The 20822-nt window shown below is 63.0% G+C and carries 15 protein-coding genes and 1 tRNA gene; 6 read left to right on the top strand and 10 right to left on the bottom strand.

Annotated features, from left to right (window positions below):
• Window positions 1-10: 10 nt before the first annotated feature.
• On the bottom strand, window positions 11-1912 hold the full coding sequence (locus tag RAS12_RS23780) for a sigma-54-dependent Fis family transcriptional regulator (protein WP_306942020.1): 1902 nt from the start codon (window positions 1910-1912) through the stop codon (window positions 11-13).
• A 229-nt stretch (window positions 1913-2141) separates the two neighbouring features.
• On the opposite strand from RAS12_RS23780, the gene adh reads away from it, so the two are divergent.
• Window positions 2142-3671, top strand: a complete 1530-nt coding sequence (adh, locus tag RAS12_RS23775; RefSeq protein WP_306942018.1) for an aldehyde dehydrogenase — start codon at window positions 2142-2144, stop codon at window positions 3669-3671.
• Between the two features lie 68 nt (window positions 3672-3739).
• Entirely contained in the window at window positions 3740-4117 is a 378-nt protein-coding gene (locus RAS12_RS23770; RefSeq protein WP_306942017.1) for a DUF779 domain-containing protein, read from the top strand.
• Between the two features lie 280 nt (window positions 4118-4397).
• Here RAS12_RS23770 and RAS12_RS23765 read toward each other — a convergent pair whose 3' ends face one another.
• The gene (locus RAS12_RS23765) at window positions 4398-5048 is read right to left on the bottom strand and encodes a 2-hydroxychromene-2-carboxylate isomerase (RefSeq protein WP_306942016.1); all 651 of its coding nucleotides are present in this window, start codon (window positions 5046-5048) and stop codon (window positions 4398-4400) included.
• A gap of 126 nt (window positions 5049-5174) precedes the next feature.
• Between RAS12_RS23765 and RAS12_RS23760 the strand changes: the two genes are divergently transcribed.
• Both RAS12_RS23760 and RAS12_RS23755 read left to right on the top strand, forming a co-directional pair.
• Window positions 5175-6095, top strand: a complete 921-nt coding sequence (locus tag RAS12_RS23760) for a LysR substrate-binding domain-containing protein (RefSeq protein WP_306942014.1) — start codon at window positions 5175-5177, stop codon at window positions 6093-6095.
• A 243-nt stretch (window positions 6096-6338) separates the two neighbouring features.
• Window positions 6339-8459: an LTA synthase family protein gene (locus RAS12_RS23755; protein WP_306942012.1), complete on the top strand. Its 2121-nt coding sequence runs from the start codon at window positions 6339-6341 to the stop codon at window positions 8457-8459.
• 6 nt (window positions 8460-8465) lie between these two features.
• On the opposite strand, the gene selD is transcribed toward RAS12_RS23755, so the two are convergent.
• Entirely contained in the window at window positions 8466-9527 is a 1062-nt protein-coding gene (selD, locus tag RAS12_RS23750; RefSeq protein WP_306942009.1) for a selenide, water dikinase SelD, read from the bottom strand.
• A gap of 140 nt (window positions 9528-9667) precedes the next feature.
• Between selD and RAS12_RS23745 the strand changes: the two genes are divergently transcribed.
• Together RAS12_RS23745 and RAS12_RS23740 are read left to right on the top strand one after the other, a co-directional pair.
• Window positions 9668-10768, top strand: a complete 1101-nt coding sequence (locus RAS12_RS23745; RefSeq protein ID WP_306942008.1) for a transglutaminase-like domain-containing protein — start codon at window positions 9668-9670, stop codon at window positions 10766-10768.
• A gap of 21 nt (window positions 10769-10789) precedes the next feature.
• Window positions 10790-11329, top strand: coding sequence for a TlpA disulfide reductase family protein (locus RAS12_RS23740; RefSeq protein ID WP_306942006.1), 540 nt, complete (start codon window positions 10790-10792; stop codon window positions 11327-11329).
• 59 nt (window positions 11330-11388) lie between these two features.
• Here RAS12_RS23740 and RAS12_RS23735 read toward each other — a convergent pair.
• From RAS12_RS23735 to fdnG, 7 genes are all read right to left on the bottom strand, one after another.
• Window positions 11389-11484, bottom strand: a tRNA-Sec gene (locus RAS12_RS23735).
• 12 nt (window positions 11485-11496) lie between these two features.
• Window positions 11497-13431, bottom strand: a complete 1935-nt coding sequence (selB, locus tag RAS12_RS23730) for a selenocysteine-specific translation elongation factor (RefSeq protein WP_306942004.1) — start codon at window positions 13429-13431, stop codon at window positions 11497-11499.
• Window positions 13428-14858 (bottom strand): L-seryl-tRNA(Sec) selenium transferase, encoded by a 1431-nt coding sequence (selA, locus tag RAS12_RS23725; protein ID WP_306942002.1) that lies wholly within the window; start codon window positions 14856-14858, stop codon window positions 13428-13430. Before selA ends, selB begins: the two co-directional genes overlap by 4 nt.
• A gap of 2 nt (window positions 14859-14860) precedes the next feature.
• Complete coding sequence (gene fdhE / locus RAS12_RS23720) at window positions 14861-15793, bottom strand: formate dehydrogenase accessory protein FdhE (RefSeq protein WP_306942000.1); 933 nt, start codon at window positions 15791-15793, stop codon at window positions 14861-14863.
• Between the two features lie 124 nt (window positions 15794-15917).
• Entirely contained in the window at window positions 15918-16550 is a 633-nt protein-coding gene (locus tag RAS12_RS23715; protein ID WP_306941999.1) for a formate dehydrogenase subunit gamma, read from the bottom strand.
• Window positions 16543-17442, bottom strand: a complete 900-nt coding sequence (fdxH, locus tag RAS12_RS23710; protein ID WP_306941998.1) for a formate dehydrogenase subunit beta — start codon at window positions 17440-17442, stop codon at window positions 16543-16545. Before fdxH ends, RAS12_RS23715 begins: the two co-directional genes overlap by 8 nt.
• Before the next feature lie 10 nt (window positions 17443-17452).
• Window positions 17453-20521 (bottom strand): formate dehydrogenase-N subunit alpha, encoded by a 3069-nt coding sequence (gene fdnG / locus RAS12_RS23705; RefSeq protein ID WP_306941996.1) that lies wholly within the window; start codon window positions 20519-20521, stop codon window positions 17453-17455.
• Window positions 20522-20822 lie beyond the last annotated feature (301 nt).

Genomic DNA, 20822 nt, shown 5'->3' with positions numbered 1-20822 from the left:
CCCGACGCGGCTAACGCAAACGCAGCAGGCCCAGCGCGGCCGCGCGCCGGTAGATGGTGCTGCGGTGCACACCCAGCGCCCGCGCCGCGCGGCTGACATTGCCTTCATGCGAGGCCAGCGCGTCGCGGATCGCGGCGTCTGTCATCGATTGCAGATTGGACGGCTCGCTGCTCAATAGCGGCGAGCCAGCCGCCGCGTCGCGCGAGCCTGCTGGCGACAGCTCGGCAGGCAGCATGTCCATATCGACCATGCCCGATGGGCCTGCCAATACATGCAGCGTACGCAACACCGCAGCCAGTTGCCGGTAATTGCCGGGCCACGGATAGCGGGCCAGGATAGCTTCGATGGTTGGCGGCAAGACCGGGCCCGCGCCTTGCGCGGCCCACAAGCCGCGCAGCAGTTCCAGCCGGTCCGCACGCGTGCGCAAGGGCTCAAGCGTGACGGTGTATTCGGCGATGCGGAAATACAGATCAGGACGCACCGGCGCATCCGCGCCTTCGTGGGCCAACGGACGGTGGGTTGCGCAGACCAGCGCAAAATCCACCAAGACGGGCCGCGCCGCACCCAGCGGCGAAACCTCGCGGGTTTGCAGCACGCGCAACAACCGTGATTGCAGTGTCAGCGGCATGTCGCCGATTTCATCCAGAAACAACACCCCGCCATGCGCCTGGCGCAACAGGCCCTTGCTTCCCTGGCGGCGCGCGCCGGTAAAGGCGCCCTCTTCGTACCCAAACAATTCGGATTCGATCAGGCTTTCGGGCAGCGCCGCGCAATTAACCGCCACGAACGGCCCGGTTGCCCGCTTGCTGCGCTCATGCAGTTGGCGTGCAAACACTTCCTTGCCCACGCCGGTTTCGCCTTGCAGCAATATCGACACGCCCGCGTCTGACAGATGCACGGCGCGCGCCAACGCTCCCAAGGTGGCCGCATCAAAACTCGGTGTGCGCATGCCGCCCGGCAGGCGCGGAGCATCAACCGCTGGCAACGCCGGCGTCACAGGTGATTTCGGCGGCCGTGAGCGCGGCCAACGCAAACGCGCGTGATACGTCGTGCCCGCGCGCGTCTGCACCCGGCCCGCGGCGTCCGGGCAGCGTTCAAGCTCGCCCTCAAAGACATCGGCGTAGCGGTACACCCCCAGCGCGGTGGCGGCCAGCCCCAGCGCATGCAGGGCGCGCCGGTTCGCGCCGATCAGAACATCACCTTGAAACGCCAACAAGCCTTCGCCCGGCGCGCCCAGTCCGGAATGGTCTCCATGCAGACGCAGCACCGCGTGATGCTCGTAGGCCTCTTCAAACAAACGGTGTTCAATCACATCGACCGCCGCGCGCACTTGCTCAAGCACATCCGGGCGTACGTCGCGCGCTTGACTGGACAAGTCCAGCACGCCCAGCGTGCGCCCTTCGCTATCGGTAATGGGCACCGCTGCGCACGTCAGAATGCGGTTGGGTTCGAAATAGTGTTCGGCGCCATGGACGGTAGTAGCGCGGCCTTCGACCAGCGCCGTGCCGATGGCATTGGTGCCGGCCGCGGCCTCGTCCCAGGGTGCGCCGGGCATCAGCGCCACGCGTGAGGCACGATGCGCAAAACCGGTATCTCCGTCGCTGTCCAGGACCAATCCTTGCGCGTCGGACAAAATCACCAGGTTGCCGCTGCCGCCCGCTTGGCGGCGCAAATAGGACATCGCAGGTTCGGACAAGCGGCGCAGCGCTTCATTGCGCTGCTGGGCTTCACGCAGCTCACCCTGCGTCATAAGTTCAGCGCGGCGCACGCCGCGCATATCAAAGCCCAGGTCGGCGCAACGCCGCCAGGATCTCAGGATGGGCTCGGCAACCACGCCGCCGGGCACGGCGCCCTGCTGGTTGAACAGCAGGCGCGCTTGCGTCAGCGCGTGCTGACGGGAATGTGTGGCCATGCATGTCTCCTAGGACCGGTGTTCTGCGACACCTGTTCCGCGACAATGTCGCAAAAAACATCATCCCGGCAAGAAAAAACTTTGCCCGCGCCCGGTAAGAGCGCGTGCAAATCTACTTTCGCATGCGTCGCACGGGCTGTCCAGCAGGGAAGCCCCGGACTGGCACGGACTTTGCTTGATATCGGATAGGCAGCCGACTGCCGCTATCCCAACAATATCGGAGACAAGCATGGACATCGCGACCCGCATTACCCCGGATACCTATGGCACACGCCTGGATCTCAAGACGCAGTACGACAACTTCATTGATGGAAAGTGGCAGAAGCCGGCGGACGGTGAATACTTTGACAACGTGACCCCGGTTACCGGACAGGTCCTTTCCCGCAACGCCCGTTCCAAGGAGCGCGACATTGACCTGGCGCTGGACGCCGCGCATCGTGCCGCACCGAAATGGGGTGCGACCCCAGCCGCGGAACGCGCCCGCATGTTGATGCAGATTGCAGACGTGATGGAAGCCAACCTGGAACGTCTGGCTACCGCCGAAACCTGGGACAACGGCAAGCCCATCCGCGAAGCCCGCGCGGCCGATATCCCGCTGGCGATCGACCACTTCCGCTACTTCGCTTCGTGCATCCGCAGCCAGGAAGGCGGGCTGTCAGAGATCGACAGCGACACCGTGGCCTATCACTTCAACGAACCGCTAGGCGTGGTTGGCCAGATCATTCCGTGGAACTTCCCCATCCTGATGGCCGCGTGGAAGTTGGCGCCGGCCTTGGCCGCAGGCAACTGCGTGGTGCTCAAGCCCGCCGAACAGACGCCGCTGGGCATTTTGCTGCTGGCCGAGTTGATTGCCGACATCCTGCCCCCTGGCGTGCTGAACATCGTCACGGGCTTTGGTCTGGAAGCCGGCAAACCGCTGGCATCCAGCAAGCGGATTGCCAAGATTGCCTTCACCGGCGAAACCACGACCGGCCGCTTGATCATGCAGTACGCGTCGCAGAACATCATCCCCGTCACGCTGGAGCTGGGCGGCAAGTCGCCCAACATTTTCTTTGCTGACGTGGCCGCGCAGGACGATGACTTTCTGGACAAGGCCATCGAGGGATTCGTCATGTTCGCGCTGAACCAGGGCGAAGTGTGCACCTGCCCCAGCCGCGCTTTGATTCAGGAATCGCTATATGACCGCTTCATGGAACGCGCCTTGAAGCGCGTGGCCGCGATCAAGCAGGGCAACCCGCTGGATGGCGATACCATGCTGGGCGCGCAGGCCTCAACCGAGCAACTGGAGAAGATTCTGTCCTACCTGGACATCGGCAAGCAGGAAGGCGCCGACGTGCTGGCAGGCGGCTCTCGCGCACAGTTGCCTGGCGCGCTGGAAGGCGGCTATTACGTGCAGCCCACGGTGTTCAAGGGCCACAACAAGATGCGCGTGTTCCAAGAGGAAATCTTCGGGCCGGTGGTGGCCGTGACGACGTTCAAGGACGCCGATGATGCGCTGGCTCTGGCCAACGACACGCTCTATGGTTTGGGCGCGGGTGTGTGGTCGCGCGACGCCAACACGTGCTATCGGATGGGCCGCGCCATCAAGGCCGGCCGCGTGTGGACCAACTGCTATCACGCCTACCCCGCGCACGCGGCGTTCGGCGGCTACAAGCAGTCTGGCATTGGACGCGAGAACCACAAGATGATGCTCAACCACTATCAGCAGACCAAGAACCTGCTGGTGAGCTACTCGCCGAAGAAGCTGGGTTTCTTCTGATCCCCAAGCCGTGAAACGGCGCGCCGGGCCCCTGGGTCTGGCGCGCCGGATGCCAATAGGAAAACGTCATGGCAGAGCACACCCCACGCGTGGTTGCGACCGACGAGGCGCGCCAGCTGATCAATACCCTGCGCACCAAGCACGGGCCGCTGATGTTCCACCAATCGGGCGGATGCTGCGATGGCAGTTCTCCCATGTGCTACGCGCTGGGAGAATTCATGGTGGGCGGCTCGGACGTGCTGTTGGGCGACCTGGAAGGTTGCCCGTTTTACATGGGCGAAGACCAATTCGCGTATTGGGAGCATACGCAATTGATCATCGACGCCGTGCCCGGACGGGGCGGTGCGTTTTCATTGGACAGCGCAGAAGGGAAGCGCTTTCTGCTGCGCTCTCGTCTGTATTCGGATGAAGAATGGGCCCAAGTCGCACCGGTGACGAAGGGGTAGGCGCGTTGGATGCTGGCGTGTTTATAACCGCGCCTCCAGCCCCCTGCCTACGTGCCTACGTGCCTTTGGGACCTTGGCGGGTTCCGCTTGGCAAGGGCTGGCTTTCTGTGAAATCTGGCTGCCCTATCTGCTGCCATTGAAACGATACCCGCCGGATGCGAGCGGCGCGGAATTGGGTGAATGAACGGCCGCCCGGCATGGGCGCGCCGCGATAGGCACTGCTTGCGTTTTTCATTTGAGGTGCGTTGACGAAGAAATCTGTGCGTTGCTGCGGATATTCTCAAGCGTGCCGGGCGGCGGGCCAAGGACTGGCCGCTTCGGCGCGGCGCGTCCAATCCAGCGCGTCTTCCAGGCGGTCGTTGCCCCAGAACATCTCGCCATCCACAAAAAGCGTAGGCGCCCCGAAAATGCCCAAATCCCGCGCGCGGTCCACCTGCCGGCGCAGCGCCTCCTTGGCGGCTTCGGACTTGCCGCGGGCAATGAGGCTTTCCGCATCCAACGACAAGTCTGTCAGCAACGTATGGACAACGTCTTCGTCCTGGATGTCCAGGTCATGCTGGAAATTGGCACGGAATACGGCCACGCAAAAGTCGCGGCCCCAAGGCTCGTCCTGACCCAGCAAGGCAATACGGGCGGGCAGCACACTCATGCGGGGAAACAGGCGCGGCCGGTTGTAGACCACGCCATACTTTTCGGCCAGGCGCGCGATGTCGCGCATCATGTAGGCGCCCTTGCCCGGGAACAGACGGAACGGCGTGTCATTCCAGCCTTGCGCCTGAAAAATCGGCCCCAACAGAAAAGGGCGCAGATCAACCTGGACGCCTGCCGCTTGCGCCAGAGCGTCAACACGCTCGATCGCCAGATAGCTGTAGGGGCTGGCGAAATCGAACCACATCTCGATGTGAGGCGTATCGGGCAAAGGGGCGGTCATCACTGCAACTCCGGTGTCCTGTCTGGTGGCGCGGCCAGGGCGTTGCCCATACCACTCAAGTATTGAACGCCTTGGGCGTACTATTGCTCAAGCGATATTTCCGCCCGCTACGCATGAGTTTCAGGAATGTCATACCCGCTGGCAAAACTCCCCCCGCTAGACCTGATCAAAGGTTTCGTCGCCGTCGGACGCCGCATGAGCATCACGCTTGCTGCGCAAGATCTGCATGTCACGCAGTCGGCCGTCAGCCGTCAGATCCGTGCCCTGGAGGCCCATCTGGGGGTGCCGCTGCTGGTGCGCGGGTTTCGCAGCGTGTCCTTTACTGCTGAAGGCGCGCAACTGTTCCGCATGGCCGATGCCTGGTTGAGCCGGCTGGGCGACGTTACCGAGCAATTGCGAGCGCCAGAACGGCGCACGCCCGTCACTGTGACGACCACCATCGGCGTGGCCTCGCTGTGGCTGCTCCCCCGGCTGGGCGACTTCCAAGCCGCGTATCCGCATATTGACGTGCGCGTCGCTGCGGACAACCGCCTGATCGATATCGACCGCGAAAGCGTGGATATCGCCATCCGCTATAGCCCGCGTGACATGGTGCCAGATGGCGCGGTATGGCTGTTTGGGGAGTCGGTGGTGCCGGTGGCCCATCCTTCATTGCAAGCCCGCGGCTTGGATGCCAGTGAATTGCAACGTCATGTGCTGCTGGAATTCGATGACCCCACGCGTCCCTGGCTGCAATGGTCAGAATGGTTGAATGCGCGCGGTCTGGGCCGTGTACGCCCCCGGGGCATGCTGCGGTTTAACCAATACGATCAGATCGTGCATGCGGCCCTGGCGGGTCATGGCATTGCACTGGGACGGCTGGCGCTGATTGCCCCCATGCTGGCCGATCACCGGCTTGAAGCGGTGGGGGGCCAGACCGCCAGCGCCACGGAGCATGCCTACTGGCTGGTGCGCAACACGCGGCGCAGCACCCCGGACGCCGACGTCGTCGCAACATGGTTGACAGAGCAGGCGGCGTCAACTGCCCGCGGTCTGATCGCGGAGTAAGGCGGCCGGGTCCCCGGCGACAGCCGTCCCCTCGTCCCCCTGCATCTCTACAAAGGTATACAAACCTTTATACATTCGGCTGAGACGTCCTGTACATTTCGCGCTGCATGGCGAAAAGCGGCAATAACCTGAACCCCAAAAGCCACTGATCGCCAACCGGCCATACCGGGTCCCGGCGCAAGCGCCCCCTTGAACCCGGGGCCGGATTGTTCCCCATATCACTGAGTCCCCGACGGTTTCTCCTTGAAGAAGCTGCGGCCCCCGGTGGCTGCCAGTTGCGTGCTGCCGATAGATTCCTTTACGTTGCAGATGAAACTCTTCCGTCCGGCATTTGCGTGGCAAGACTGGTTCCTCAATGTTCAGCGCTCGTGCTTGTTCATGCTGGCGCCATGGCTGATCTGCGTACTGGCCCAGTTCATCGGCCGAGCCTATCTGCTTGTGACCTACGCTCCCCCTGCCACCTATGCCGCATTGCCTCTGGATGTTGGCCGCACATTGGGTATTGGGCTGCTGTTCGATATCAAGATCGCCAGCATCGTGTTCGCGGTGATGTTGGCGCTGGCCATGCTGGCCGCCGCCAGCAAGACGCTGCAAGCGCAATGGCTGCGTTGGTTGCCGGGCGTCAGCGCCAGCCTGGCGATGCTGATCACGGCCTCGACGCTGATCAGCGCGTTCTACTACGCCACGTTTTCCCGATCGATCGATATTTTTGTTTTTGGCCTGATCGACGACGACACCCACGCCATTCTGATGACCTTGTGGCACGGTTATCCGGTGGTGCAAGCGGGGCTGCTGCTATCGGCGGTGCTGGCGGGCACCTGGTGGCTGGGTCTACGCTGGCGGCGCAGCGTGCTGCAAGCCGGCCTGCGCCGCAGACCCCTGATTCCCACCCTGCTACGGCTGCTGCTGATCTTGGGGATTACCGTGCTGGCATGCCGTGGATCCATCGGCCGGTTTCCGCTGAACAAGGACGACACCAGCATTTCCAGTGTGAGGGTGCTGAACGACATTGCCCCCAACGGCATTTCTTCGTTCTTCTGGGCACTGGCTGAGCGCGACAACGACAAGCGCTTCACCCCCGTCACCGCATCGGAAGGGCGCGCGCTGTTCGAGCGCTTCCAGGGATGGGCCAAACCCGGGTTGGAGCCCTTCATGGCCGTCACGGCCGCGCATCCCGCGGCGCGAGAGCGCCCGCCTCATGTGGTGCTGCAAATCATGGAGAGCATGGGGCACCATCTGAATGCTTACGACCAGCCCGGCCGTGACCTGCTGGGCGCGCTGCGTACGCATTGGGAGCAGGACTGGCGCTTTGACCGCTTTGTTTCGGAGGGCAACGGCACCATCGATTCGCTGGCCCGTCTGCTGGTGCGCAGCCCGGTGTCCGCCATCGGCCAGTCGTCGGCCGCCAACGCCGAATTTGCCAGCAATGCCTTTACACCCTATCTGGCGCGCGGGTATCGCGTGCTGTTTGTCACGTCTGGCACCGCCACGTGGCGCAGTCTGGGCACCTTTGCCACGCACCTGGGCGCCCACAAATTTATCGATCAGCAGACCTTGCGCGCGCGCTTTCCCAAAGCGGAAACCGGGACCTGGGGCGTGCCCGACGAATACATGTTCCGCTACATCGAAAGCCGGCTGGCTGAAGCCGATAAAAACGGAGAACGCCTGTTCATCGTTGCGCTATCCACGACTCATCATCCACCGTTCATCCTGCCCGACGGCGCGCGCCGCGGCGGCTTGCCGCTGGATGACGTTACCAGCCAGCCGTACTTCAAATCCTGGGATTCGCTGGATGACACCTTCGACACGCTGCGCTATGCCAACGACCAGTTGGGACAATTCCTGACGCGACTCAAAGCATCGGCCAGCGGCCGCAGCACCATCGTCGCCGTCACGGGGGATCACAACATCCAGGGCATCTCTTACCAAGACCCGAAGGACGCGGTATTAAACCGCGCCGTTCCGTTCTATCTGTACGTGCCGCAAGCCTACCGAACGCGCTCCGTGTTTGATCCGGCGCGCGCAGGCAGCCACAAAGACATCATGCCCACCTTGTATCAGTTGAGCCTGCCTGACACGCCCTTCTTTCGAAGCGGCTGCGATCTGTTGGCGGCGCAACCCGATCCCGTCTGGTGCTTTGGAATCAACGACCCGAATGTGACGATCACGCAGGAAGGCGCTTACCGGCGTAACCGGCCCGGCCGCATCCTGCCTTGGGCTGACGCAGCCGGCGTGAAACTGGCGGAGGAGCAGGACGCCTCAGCCGAGCAATGGGCGGAACAAGTGCGGCTCAACGCCTACCCCAAGCTGATGCACTGGCAGATCAACTACCAAGTGCAAGAGCAAGCGTCGCGGCCGCGATAACGCCGCTCAGTCGACCTGCACCATCGCGTCACCGGCCGTCATCTCGCCAATCACGGCCGCCTGATCGAACCCCTGGCTGCGAAACAGATCCAACACGGCATCCGCCACATCGGGCGAACACGAGACCAGCAGGCCGCCCGAGGTTTGCGGATCGGTCAGCAAGGCCCGCTGCGTGCCGGTCACGCTGGCGCCCAGGCGCACGGAATCGCCGTATGACGCCCAGTTGCGGCCTGACGCGCCGGTAATCACACCTTCCGCAGCAAAAGCCTGCACGCCGGGCAACCAGGGCAAAGCGTCCAAGCGCAAACGCGCGGTCAGCTTCGCGCCCCTGGCCATTTCCAGCGTGTGGCCCAGCAAGCCAAAACCCGTCACGTCGGTGATGGCATGCACGCCATTCAGCGCGGCCAGCGCGGGGCCGGGCCGGTTCAGCAGCGTCGTCGTGTCAATCATGACGCGATAACCCTCGTCGCCCAGCCGGTTCTTTTTCAGTGCCGCCGACAAGATGCCAACGCCCAGGCCTTTGCCCAGAATCAGCACATCGCCCGCGCGCGCATCGGCGTTGCGCTTGATGCGGCCGGGATGCACCAGCCCCATCGCCGCCAGGCCGTAGATCGGTTCAACGGAATCGATGCTGTGGCCACCCGCCACGGGAATGCCCGCGTCGGCACAGACCGATTCGCCGCCACGCAAAATGTCCGCAATAACGCTGTGCGGCAACACATTGATCGGCATGCCAACGATGGCCAAGGCCATGATCGGGGTGCCGCCCATCGCGTACACATCAGACAGCGCATTCGTAGCCGCGATACGGCCAAAATCGAATGGGTCGTCAACAATCGGCATGAAGAAGTCTGTCGTGGCGATCAACGCCTGTTCATCGTTAAGACGGTAGACAGCGGCATCGTCCGCCGTTTCGGTACCCACCAGCAGATTGGGATAACTGGCCGCCGGCCCAAAGCGCGCCAGCAACGCGGACAGCACTCCCGGCGCGATCTTGCAGCCGCAGCCGCCGCCATGAGAAAGCGAAGTCAAACGCGGCACATCCGCCGACGCAACATCCTGGGTCATCTCAGTCTCCGGTGATCAATCGAAAAAGGATAGCACCGCTCCCGGGATTCGCCCTATGATGGATCGGCATTACGCAGCAACGGACGGCCGCCCGGCTCCGGGCGCACCGATAGCCAATCTTCACCGTGCGTGGGGGCTTTATGGACCGCCGACACTTTCTCCGTTTCTCGGGCGCATTGTGCGCCGCCACAACGGCGCTGCCGCAAGCCCTGCGCGCGCAGCAAGCGCCCGTCAGCGCCGACTGGCGCAGCTTTGAACTCAACACCGACATCACCGTTAAAGATCCCGGCGCGCACACGCGCATCTGGATTCCCGTGCCCTATGCCACCGACACCGCCTATCAGCGCGGCGCGCAAAGCACGTGGCAAGTCAGCGGTGGCGGCACCGCCCAGCTGACGCAAGCCCCCGGCTACGACGTACAAATGCTGGCCGTGCAATGGCCGGATGCACAGGCCCCGCGCCAAGTCACTGTCACGAGCCGCTTCCAAACCCGCAACCGGCGCGTGGACCTGACCCAGCCGCCTTCGGCCAGCGCCGCGCGCGAGAGTCAGGCAACCTTGCGCGAATTTCTACAGCCCACCGCATTGCTGCCCACCGACGGTATTGTCAAAAGCACCGCAGACCAGATTACGCGTGGCCATCAGGGCGACTTGGCGCGCGCCCGCGCGCTTTACGAATGGGTGGTTGAGAACACCTGTAGAACCGCCTCCACGCGAGGCTGCGGCGTAGGCGATGTGCGCTATATGCTGACCGCCGGTGATCTCAACGGCAAGTGCGCCGACATCAATGCGCTGTTCGTAGCACTCGCTCGCGCATCGGGCATCCCTGCGCGCGACGCCTACGGTTTGCGGGTGGCAAATTCTGAGCTGGGCTACAAGAGCCTGGGCAAAGCGGGCGACGTCACCAAGGCCCAGCATTGCCGCGCCGAGTTCTACGCGGCGGGCTACGGCTGGGTTCCTGTGGACCCGGCCGACGTACGCAAGGTCATGCTGGAAGAGCCTCCCGGCGACTTGCCGCTGACCAATGCGAAAGTCCGCGCCGCCCGCGTCATGCTGTTTGGCGCGTGGGAAATGAACTGGGTTGCCTACAACCATGGCCACGACGTGATGCTGCCAGGCACCAACCACGGCCCGGTTCCCTTCCTGATGTACCCCAACGGTGAAACGAGCGCAGGCCGGCTGGACAGCCTGGACCCTGACAGCTTCAGCTACAAACTTACCGCCAAACCCATTTCCATCTGACCCTTCGCAGAGGAAGCCGCCTTGATCAGCCGCCGCCGCCTGCTTCAATCCGGCCTGTCGCTGGCCGCCCTGCCCTGGTGGGCGCAGGCAGCCAGCGACTCCGCCTTAAAGACCGCCACCGGCCCCGACTGGGCGCCGTGGACCGCTCCGACGCCGCCGCTAGTCCTGCCCGACCTGTCGGGCCGTGAACAAAAGCTCTCGGCGTGGCGCGGCAACGTCGTCATTGTCAGTTTCTGGGCCACGTGGTGCGACCCCTGCCGCGATGAAATTCCGCTCATGTCCGCCATGGCCAAACGCCATCGCGAAGAAGGCCTGCGCCTGATTGCCGTGAACGTCGGCGAAGCCCTGGGCAAAGTCACCACCTTTCTGGCGAAATGGCCGGTGGCTGGCACCGTGCTGCACGACCGCAACAGCGCCGTATCGAAGAAATGGGAAGCGATCGGTTTGCCCGCCAATTACCTCGTCGATCGGGGTGGATCGATACGCTACTGGCACTTGGGAGAACTGGATTGGAAGTCGGACCGGGTGGGGGGAGTCGTGACCAGGATGCTGCGGACGTGAAGATGGATGGTCCACGCGGGGCCGTAGGATAGGTGCTGATCTAGCGGCTAGTCTGGAATTGGCGGAAGGCAGCAGGAGTCGAACCTACCTGGGAGCGTCTGACGCCCCCAACTGGGTTTGAAGCCCAGCCGTGCCGCCGGGCACGAATGCCTTCCGTAGCGACCCGCCTATGATACCGGTTGTGCCGCCGCGTAGGCGCTTTCGCCCCGCAGCACATGAGTGTCCCGCACGCGCCGCGTGTACCCCACACGATCGAAAAACTCCAGAATCTGAATCGACCGTTTGCGCCCCAGTCCTGTCGCATCGCGGAACACCGCCGCATTCAAACCGGCTGGCTGCGCCGCCAGGTCCGCAGCCAAGCCTGCCAGCACGCGCATCTGCTCACGGTGATAGAACAAGTCTTTGACCACCTGCGCCACTTCTGCGCGCCGCAGCAATTTGCGCAACAGCTGCCGTACGCGATCCTCGGGTTCGTTCAGCGCACCCGCCAGATCGCGCACCCACGGCGGATCAAATGCGCCAGCGGCCAATAGCGGCAACAAGCGCGCGGCCAGCGCCGTTTCCGCCTCTGCCAACGTCGAGGTATGCGCAGGCAGATGCAGCCACGGCCCGTTGCGCACCATGCGGCTATCACGCTGCAATTGGTCCAGCACTGCCAACCACAATGCGTCGGGCCCTACAGGCATCGCCATGCGGCGCAAACGTGCGCTATCCGGGCCCGGCTCATCCGGAGCGCTGAGATGGAACGCCGCCAGCGCTTGCTCTACACGATCGCGCAAGGCGTCCCAATGCGCGCTCAAAATCAAGGTACGCGGCGCCTGCGCATTGCGTGTCTCTATCCATACGGCGCCATGAGGCGCCGCGATCTCCCGCACGGGCTTGCCTGTCAGCCGTTGCAGGGCGCCTTCGTCCAGGCCCAGCGGCGCGTGTTCCAGCACGGGATGCAGCCCGGCGCCATCCAACATATCGCTCAACGCCTGCAAGCCCTGCATGCGCGATGCGGCACGGCGCTTGCGGTCCGGCGCGTTCGGATCAAGCACCCGCCCGCCGCCCACTGTGCGAGTCGCCTGCGCGTTGCGCACGATATAGCGGTCGCCTGGCATGGCGCAGACCGGCTCGTCGAACACCAATTGCACCCAGCCCGATTGGCCCGGCGCCAACGATTCCCCACTCAGCGGCACGACGTGCGCCACATGACGCGCGGCGCCAATATGCACGTGCAGCGGCGCCCAGGCGCGCACTGGCGAATCCGCGCTGGCCAACAACGTCAGCGCAACATCGATATGACGCGAAGGAAGAAAACAACGTGCGTCCGCAATCCAATCGCCTCGCGATATCGCGTGCTTATCAATGCCGGCCAGATTCAACGCGCAGCGCTGTCCGGCCACGCCGGTTTCACTGGGCTGATTCTGCGCATGAATGCTGCGCACTCGCACACGAGTGCCTGCGGGCATCAGGCGCAAGTCAGCCGTGTCATCGCCCGCGCGGACCAGACCCGCGTGCGCGGTGCCGGTGACAACAGTGCCGTGCCCCGCCAGCGTGAAGACGCGATCCACCGCCAACCGGAACAAGCCAGCCCGGTCGCGTTGGCTCAACACCTGTGCCTGCGCGTCCAGATGCGACTTCAATGCCACCACGCCCGCGTCGTCGGACTGGGAAGCGCACACCGCGAACACCTGCGCGCCATCCAGAAACGTGCCGGCTGTCAGCTCCGCGATTCCGGCGCGCGCGGCCGCCAGTTGCTCCGCATCAGCCCGGTCAGTCTTGGTCAGTGCAACCGCGCCTTGCTCCACGCCCAGCAGGGCCAGAATGGCCAAATGCTCACGCGTCTGCGGCATGACGCCGTCATCGGCCGCCACCACCAGCAAACCGAAATCGATGCCGCTGGCTCCGGCCGCCATCGTATGCACCAGTTTCTCGTGGCCAGGCACATCGATAAAACCCAGCACGTCGCCATTGGGCAGCGGCGTATAGGCGTAACCCAGTTCGATGGAAATGCCCCGCGCCTTCTCTTCCTTGAGACGGTCGGTGTCCACGCCCGTCAATGCACGCACGAGCGTGGTCTTGCCGTGATCAATATGGCCAGCGGTGCCGACGATCATGTCAGGGGCTCCGCCAGCTGCGCGGCAAAGGCTGCCTCGTCACGCGCTTCCAGACAGCGCAGGTCCAGCCAAAGCGCATCGTCGCCAATGCGGCCGATGACGGGCGTTGGCAGACGGCGCAACATCGTCTCAAGCTTATCCAGATGCCGTCCCGGACGTCCGCTGCCGGTGTAACGCACCGCCAGCCCGAAGCTGGGCAACTGATCCACCGGTAACGCGCCGCTGCCTATCTGGCTGAACATCGGCACCGCTTGCACCGCGTAGTTCGCGCCCAAGGCATGCGCCACCGTGCCGCGCAACCGCTCGGCCAAGGGTTGAATGTCGCGCTGCGGCCGCGTCAGCAAACGCAAGGTGGTCAGGCGCTCGGCCAGGAACTCCGGCGCGCGGTACAGGTTCAGCACGGGTTCCAGCGCCGCCAACGTCAGCTTGCCTACGCGCAATGCGCGCTTCAACGGGTTCTTTTTGATCTTGCGGATCAAGTCGGCACGTCCTACCAGCAACCCCGCTTGCGGACCGCCCAGCAGCTTGTCGCCGCTGAAGGTCACCAGATCGGCGCCCGCTGCGATGGTTTCTCGCACCGTGTCTTCTTTGGGCAACCCAAACTGTGTCAGATCCACCAGCGTGCCACTGCCCAGGTCCACGGTCGCTGGCAGACCCCGCGCATGCGCCAACGCGGCCACCTCGGACACGCCTACGCTTTTGGTGAAGCCCGTCACGGCATAATTGCTGCAGTGCACTTTCATCAGCATCGCTGTGCGCGGCCCGATGGCGCTTTCGTAGTCGGCGGCGTGGGTGCGGTTCGTTGTACCGACTTCAACCAATTTGGCGCCCGCGCGCTTCATGATGTCGGGGATGCGGAACGCGCCTCCGATCTCGACCAGTTCGCCGCGCGACACCACGACTTCGCGCCGGTCAGCCAGGGCGTTGAGCATCAGCAGCACAGCGGCAGCATTGTTGTTGACCACGGTGGCGGCTTCGGCGCCAGTCAGCTCGCACAGCACATCGTCGATCAAGTCATCACGATCGCCGCGCCCGCCGGTGTCCAGGTCGAATTCCAGATTCGCAGGCGATGTCAGCGCACGCAGCACTGACGCCACGGCCGCATCGGGCAACAGCGCCCGGCCCAGATTGGTGTGCAACACCGTGCCCGTCAGGTTGTACACGGCGCGCAATCGCGGCTCGGCCGTTTTGGCCAAGGCCGCGGCCGTGCGTGCGGCCACGGCGGCCGCATCCAGCTCGTGACGCATCAGACTCCCCGCCAGCGCACGCTGGCGCAGCGCATCCAGATCACGCCGCAACGCGGCAACCACCTGGGTACGGCCATACGTGTCCAAGCTGGCGCGCATGGCGTCTGCATTCAGCAAGCGGTCCAGCGCAGGGATGTCTGAGACGGCCGCCACGACGCCTTCGGACCGGTGATCAGCCATGCTTATTCCTCAGAGCCGTGCCATAGCAACGGGTTGCCGCTGGCGCGCGAATAACCCGCCTCGCCCACCAGCACGTCCAGCATCAGGCTGGCCAAGTCGTCGGCTACCGGCTCTACATAAAAGTCTTTGTCTTGGTAGAAAATCTTGCGGTACGTATGGCAGTGGTCGCAGGTTTCAGCCTTGATGGCGGGTGAGCGGCCATCAATGGCCTGGTAGGCCACGGATTCCACATCCTCGCAGTGGGTGCATTTCACACGCACCATGTGCCACTGGGTCGCGCACAGGCTGCAACACAGATATCGATAACCTTCAAATTGTCCGCCCACGCGCACCACGCTTGCCACCGGCAGGCTGGCGCACACGGGGCACACCCCGAAGGGGCTCGCCACGGGCAATTGCTTTTCGTCAAACCGGCTGGCCAGGTCGGTCCAATAGACCTGCAAGGCAGCCATGACAAACGGCGCGGCGGCGCTGTCTACCCCTTGGTCCTGTTCGGCCAGCACGGCCTCGGCCAAGTCTTCCAGCGATTCGGGGTCTTCATCGACTGCGCGGCGCAACGCCGCGCATACTTCGATGGCTTCGGCCGGCACGGTTTTGCTGCGCGACACCTCGTCCACCAACTGGGCAAGAATCCCGCGCCACAAGGGATCTCGTGGCCAGCCCACCGCCTGCAAGGGCGGCATGCCATGCGCCTGAGCCAGCGCAATACGGTCTTCGGACGCCTCGGGCGCAGCGCAATCTTTCAACGCGCTGTGTTGGGCATCAACCAGTTGGGCCATCAACAGCAGATAGTCGCCCACCGGGCTGTCCACGGCCAACTGCCGCAAGCGCGCCGCCCGGGTCGAAAACACGGAAGCGCGATCGGGCAGACTGATGCGCGGAATACGGTTGTGGTCTAGCGCTTCGATCTCGCCGCGCGGAAGAATTCGCTGCAATTGCGTCTCCAAAAAAACAAACACGGCTGCCAGCCTTCTGGAAGAAGGATAGCAGCCGTCGGACTTTATGTGGCCCCGCCATTTGGGGCCAGAAAGCGCGCGCCAAGCGCGCCGCGAAGCGCGTCTACTTTTTCAGTTGCTGGCGGAACCAGGCGCGGTGGTGTTTCCAGGCCCAGCCCGCGGTCACGTACCCGCGCAACATTGCCGTCAGCGATCCCTTGACCCAGATCGCCGCGTAAATGTGCACGATGATCGAGCAGATCAGCACCAGCGCACTGACGGCATGCACCAGGGACGCTGCCCGGATCACCCATACCGGGAAATAGAACGCGAAGTACTCGCGCCATATCACGATGCCGCTGGCAAACAGGCCCAACATGCACAGGATCAGCACATAGAACAGCAACTTTTGACCGGCGTTGTACTTGCCGACTTCTGGCAGCTTTTCTTCGCGGTTCTCGACCACATCGTTCAACTGCCGCAGCCACTGTCGATCCGCCTTCGTCATGATGTTGTGCCGCCACATATGCCCGGCAAAAACCACGAAGCAAACGAACATCACCACCCCGATGAAGGGATGCAGAATGCGCGTCCAGGGACCGCCGCCAAACAGGTTGGACAACCAGAACATGGACGGATGAAACAGCGCCAATCCAGACAAGGCCAGCATGATGAACGTGAAGGCGATGATCCAGTGATTGGTCCGCTCGCCCGGCGTATAACGCTTGATGCGGCGGTGTTGGTGGTCTTCACTCATGGCGCACCTCCTCTTCGGCACGGCGTTCATCTTCTTCCGTCACCTCGTTGCGGCCAACCCGGGCGTAGTGGAAAAAGCCCGCCAGAGCCGTCAGGGCCATCACGGCCACGCCCAGCGGTTTGGCCAGCCCCTTCCATAGCGACACCATGGGGCTGATATGCGGATCTTTCGGCAAGCCGTGATAAAGCCCCGGTTGATCGGCGTGATGCAGCACATACATGACATGCGTGCCGCCCACCCCTTGCGGGTCATACAGGCCGGCCTGCTCAAAGCCGCGCGACTTCAGATCGACGATGCGTTCTTCGGCGTGCTGCTTCATGTCTTCCTTGGTGCCAAACACAATGGCGCCGGTAGGACAGGCTTTGACGCAAGCAGGCTCCTGGCCAACGGCCACGCGGTCGGAACACAAGGTGCATTTATAGGCCTTGTGATCCTTCTTGGAAATGCGCGGCACATTGAACGGACAGCCGGTGATGCAGTAACCGCAGCCAATACAGTTTTCTTCGTGAAAATCCACGATGCCGTTGGTGTACTGGATGATGGCGCCCGGTGACGGACAGGCTTTCAAACAGCCCGGGTCCTCGCAGTGCATGCAGCCGTCTTTGCGGATCAGCCATTCCAGGTCGCCCGCCGGGTTCTCGTATTCCGAGAAGCGCATGACGGTCCACGAGTGCTCAGTGAGATCGGCCGGGTTGTCGTAGACGCCCACGTTGGTGCCGATCTCATCGCGCAGATCGTTCCACTCCATACAGGCGCTTTGGCAAGCCTTGCACCCGATGCACTTGGACACGTCGATCAGCTTGGCCACCGAGCCCGTGACGGGCTCACGGATGCCCGGCGGCGGCGTGGTCGTGGCGGAGCGCCGTTTGATGTCTAGGGATTGCATGGACATGACGGTTCTCCTAAGCCTTTTCGACCTGCACCAGGAACGACTTGAATTCCGGTGTCTGCGAATTTCCGTCGCCAACCACTGGCGTCAGCGTGTTGGCAATGAAGCCAGGTTTGGCCAAGCCCACGAAGCCCCAGTGGATGGGAATGCCCACGTGGTGCACCGTCTTGCCCTCGATGGTCAGCGCCCGCAAGCGCTTGGTGACCAGCGCAACCGCCTTGATGTAGCCGCGGTTGGACGACACCTTCACTCGAGACCCGTTGGCGATGCCCAATTCCTTGGCCAGCGCCTCGCCAATCTCCACGAACTGCTCAGGCTGAAGAATGGCGTTGATGCGGACGTTCTTGGTCCAGTAGTGGAAGTGCTCCGTCAGACGATAGGTGGTGGCGACATACGGGAACTTGTCCACCGTGCCCATGGCGGCCAGGTCGTCCTTGAACACGCGCGCGGCCGGGTTGCTGGTCACGCCCTTGGCCTTCGGATGCAGCGGGTTGTAGCCCAGTGGATTCTCGAAGGGTTCGTAGTGCTCGGGGAACGGCCCTTCGGCCATGCCCGCCCGCGCAAAGAAGCGCGCCACACCTTCCGGGTTCATGATGAACGGCCCCATGCCGCCGTCCGGGTTCTCATCGCCCTTGAAGTCGGGGATATCGGCCCCGGTCCAGATCTTGCCGTTCCACGCGATCAGGCTGCGGCGCGGGTTGAACGGCTTGCCAGACACGTCGCAAGATGCGCGGTTGTACAAGATGCGGCGGTTGGCCGGCCACGCCCAAGCCCAGTTCAGGGTTTGGCCGATGCCGGTCGGGTCGCTGTTGTCACGGCGCGCCATCAAGTTGCCGCCCGGTCCCCAGGCGCCAGCAAAGATCCAGCAGCCGCTGGCCGTGGAGCCGTCATCGCGCAATTCCGCAAAGCCCGCCACTTGCTCGCCGCCCTTGCGAACAAGCTTGGTGGGGTCCTTGGGATCAACGACGTCAGTCAGCGCCTTGCCGGAATACTCCTTGGCCAACTCTTCCGCGGTAGGGCTTTGCGGATTGGAGTACGGCCAAGACAGGTTGACGATGGGGTCGGGATACTTGCCGCCTTCGTCCTGGTACATCTTGCGCAGGCGCGTGAAGATCAGCGACATGATTTCGATGTCGCTCTTGGCTTCGCCCGGAGGCTCGGCGCCCTTCCAGTGCCATTGCAGCCAGCGCCCGGAGTTCACCAGCGCGCCATCTTCCTCGGCGAAACAGGTGGTGGGCAAACGGAAGACTTCGGTCTGGATCTTGGAAGAGTCCACATCGTTGTGTTCGCCCGCGTTGCGCCAGAACTCCGAGGTCTCGGTGACCAGCGGGTCCATGATGATCAGGAACTTCAGCTTGGCGAAGCCGTCATTCATCTTGCCCTTGTTGGGCGCGGCAGCCAGGGGGTTGAAACCCTGTGCGATATAGCCGTTCATCTTGCCCTGAACCATGAGCTCGTAGACTTGCAGCATGTCGTACATCTTGTCGAGCTTGGGCAGATAGTCGAACGCCCAGTTGTTCTCGGCAGTGGCCGACTTGCCCCACCAGGCCTTCATCAGACTCACGTGGAACTTGCTGTAGTTCTGCCAGTAGCTCAGCTGATTCGGCCGCAAGGGCTTGAGCGCGCGCGTCTCGATGTACTTCGCGTAGTCCTGTTCGGGTTCGTTGGGCAGGGTCATGTAGCCCGGCAGCAGGTTCGACATCAGGCCCAGATCGGTCAAGCCCTGAATGTTCGAGTGCCCGCGCAGGGCGTTCATGCCGCCGCCAGCGATACCGATATTGCCCAGCAGCAGTTGCACCATGGCGCCGGTGCGGATGATCTGCGAACCGATGGAGTGCTGCGTCCAGCCCAGCGCATACAGGATGGTGGCCGCGCGGTCGGTCGTGGCCGTGGATGCCAGCATGTCGCACACCTTCAGGAACTTGTCCTTGGGCGTGCCGCACACGCGCTCGACCATGTCTTCGGTGTAGCGCGAATAGTGCTGCTTCATCAGCTGGTAGACCGTGCGCGGATGCGTCAGGGTCGGGTCCGTCTTGACGAAACCGTCGTCACCGCGCTCGTAGTCCCAGCTTGCCTTGTCGTAGGTGCGTTTCTCGGCGTTGTAGCCCGAGTAAAGGCCCGCGTCGAACGTGAAGTCCTCGCGCACGATGTAGGAAAAGTCAGTGTAGTTGCGCACGTACTCGTGCTGGATCTTGTCGTGATCCAACAGGTACTTGATGACGCCACCCAAGAAGATGATGTCGGTGCCGGTTCGTATAGGCGCGTAAAAGTCCGCTACGGATGCCGAGCGCGTAAAGCGCGGGTCCACAACGATCAGCTTCGCCTTGTTATGAGCCTTTGCTTCAGTGACCCATTTAAACCCGCACGGGTGGGCCTCGGCGGCATTGCCGCCCATGATCAGTACTACGTCCGCGTTCTTAATGTCGACCCAATGGTTCGTCATCGCTCCACGGCCAAACGTCGGGGCAAGACCTGCCACCGTCGGGCCGTGTCAGACACGGGCTTGATTATCGAACGCCAACATCCCCATGCTGCGCACAGTCTTGTGCGTGATGTAGCCCACCTCGTTGCTACTTGCCGAGGCGGCCAGCATGCCGGTGGTCAGCCACCGGTTAACCGTTTTGCCATCCGCGGTCTTCTCGACGAAGTTTGCGTCGCGGTCGGCTTTCATGAGTTTCGTAATACGCGTCAGGGCGTCGTCCCACGACATCCGCACCCATTTGTCCGACCCGGGCGCCCGGTATTCCGGGTACTTGAGGCGGTTGGGGCTATGGATAAAGTCGATCAGGGCTGCGCCCTTGGGACAGAGTGTGCCGCGATTGACGGGGTGATCGGGGTCGCCTTCGATGTGCATGATGCTGGCGCGGGCGTTCTTGGCGCCATCGCCCAGACCGTACATCAGCAAACCGCAGGCGACCGAACAGTAGGGACAGGTGTTGCGCGTTTCTGTCATGCGCGCAAGTTTGTACTGGCGGACTTCAGCCATGGCCGTGCCGGGAGCTACCCCCAGCATTGCCAGGCTGGAGCCTGCCAGCGTTGCACCCGTCACCTTGAAGAACTGGCGGCGATTCATGTTGACCATGAAGCACTCCTCTCCTGGTGAAAGACAAAAGCCGCTGGCCCTTCCGGATGTAGAAAAGCCCTACGACTTCAAAGGATATGTGAGGAAGTATATGCCCTGCGCGGCATGCGCGCCATGGCATCACTCAGCCGTCCGCTTCGTCCTCATGGCCAGGGTTTGACAGCAAAATCCGTGTTTTTCGCGGATTTTGGATCATCGCCAGGCTGCTACCATTACCGGCGGTCCCGGCTTGCCACCACCCGGCCCCACACTTATGGGGACGCATGAAGCCAGGGATTTCCGTCTTTCCCGAATGACTGTT

This window comes from Achromobacter seleniivolatilans (assembly GCF_030864005.1).
GTDB lineage: Bacteria > Pseudomonadota > Gammaproteobacteria > Burkholderiales > Burkholderiaceae_B > Achromobacter > Achromobacter seleniivolatilans.
The sequence above is the reverse complement of the archived record's forward strand: the minus strand, read 5'-3'. Positions and strand labels throughout refer to the sequence as shown.

Coding starts and splice junctions, on each gene's coding strand:
- RAS12_RS23745 (WP_306942008.1), top strand. CDS start 9,668: ATGGACCGCCGACACTTTCTCCGTTTCTCGGGCGCATTGTGCGCCGCC.
- selA (WP_306942002.1), bottom strand. CDS start 14,858: ATGGCTGATCACCGGTCCGAAGGCGTCGTGGCGGCCGTCTCAGACATC.
- selD (WP_306942009.1), bottom strand. CDS start 9,527: ATGACCCAGGATGTTGCGTCGGCGGATGTGCCGCGTTTGACTTCGCTT.
- RAS12_RS23715 (WP_306941999.1), bottom strand. CDS start 16,550: ATGAGTGAAGACCACCAACACCGCCGCATCAAGCGTTATACGCCGGGC.
- RAS12_RS23770 (WP_306942017.1), top strand. CDS start 3,740: ATGGCAGAGCACACCCCACGCGTGGTTGCGACCGACGAGGCGCGCCAG.
- fdxH (WP_306941998.1), bottom strand. CDS start 17,442: ATGTCCATGCAATCCCTAGACATCAAACGGCGCTCCGCCACGACCACG.
- RAS12_RS23760 (WP_306942014.1), top strand. CDS start 5,175: ATGTCATACCCGCTGGCAAAACTCCCCCCGCTAGACCTGATCAAAGGT.
- selB (WP_306942004.1), bottom strand. CDS start 13,431: ATGATCGTCGGCACCGCTGGCCATATTGATCACGGCAAGACCACGCTC.
- RAS12_RS23765 (WP_306942016.1), bottom strand. CDS start 5,048: ATGACCGCCCCTTTGCCCGATACGCCTCACATCGAGATGTGGTTCGAT.
- adh (WP_306942018.1), top strand. CDS start 2,142: ATGGACATCGCGACCCGCATTACCCCGGATACCTATGGCACACGCCTG.
- RAS12_RS23780 (WP_306942020.1), bottom strand. CDS start 1,912: ATGGCCACACATTCCCGTCAGCACGCGCTGACGCAAGCGCGCCTGCTG.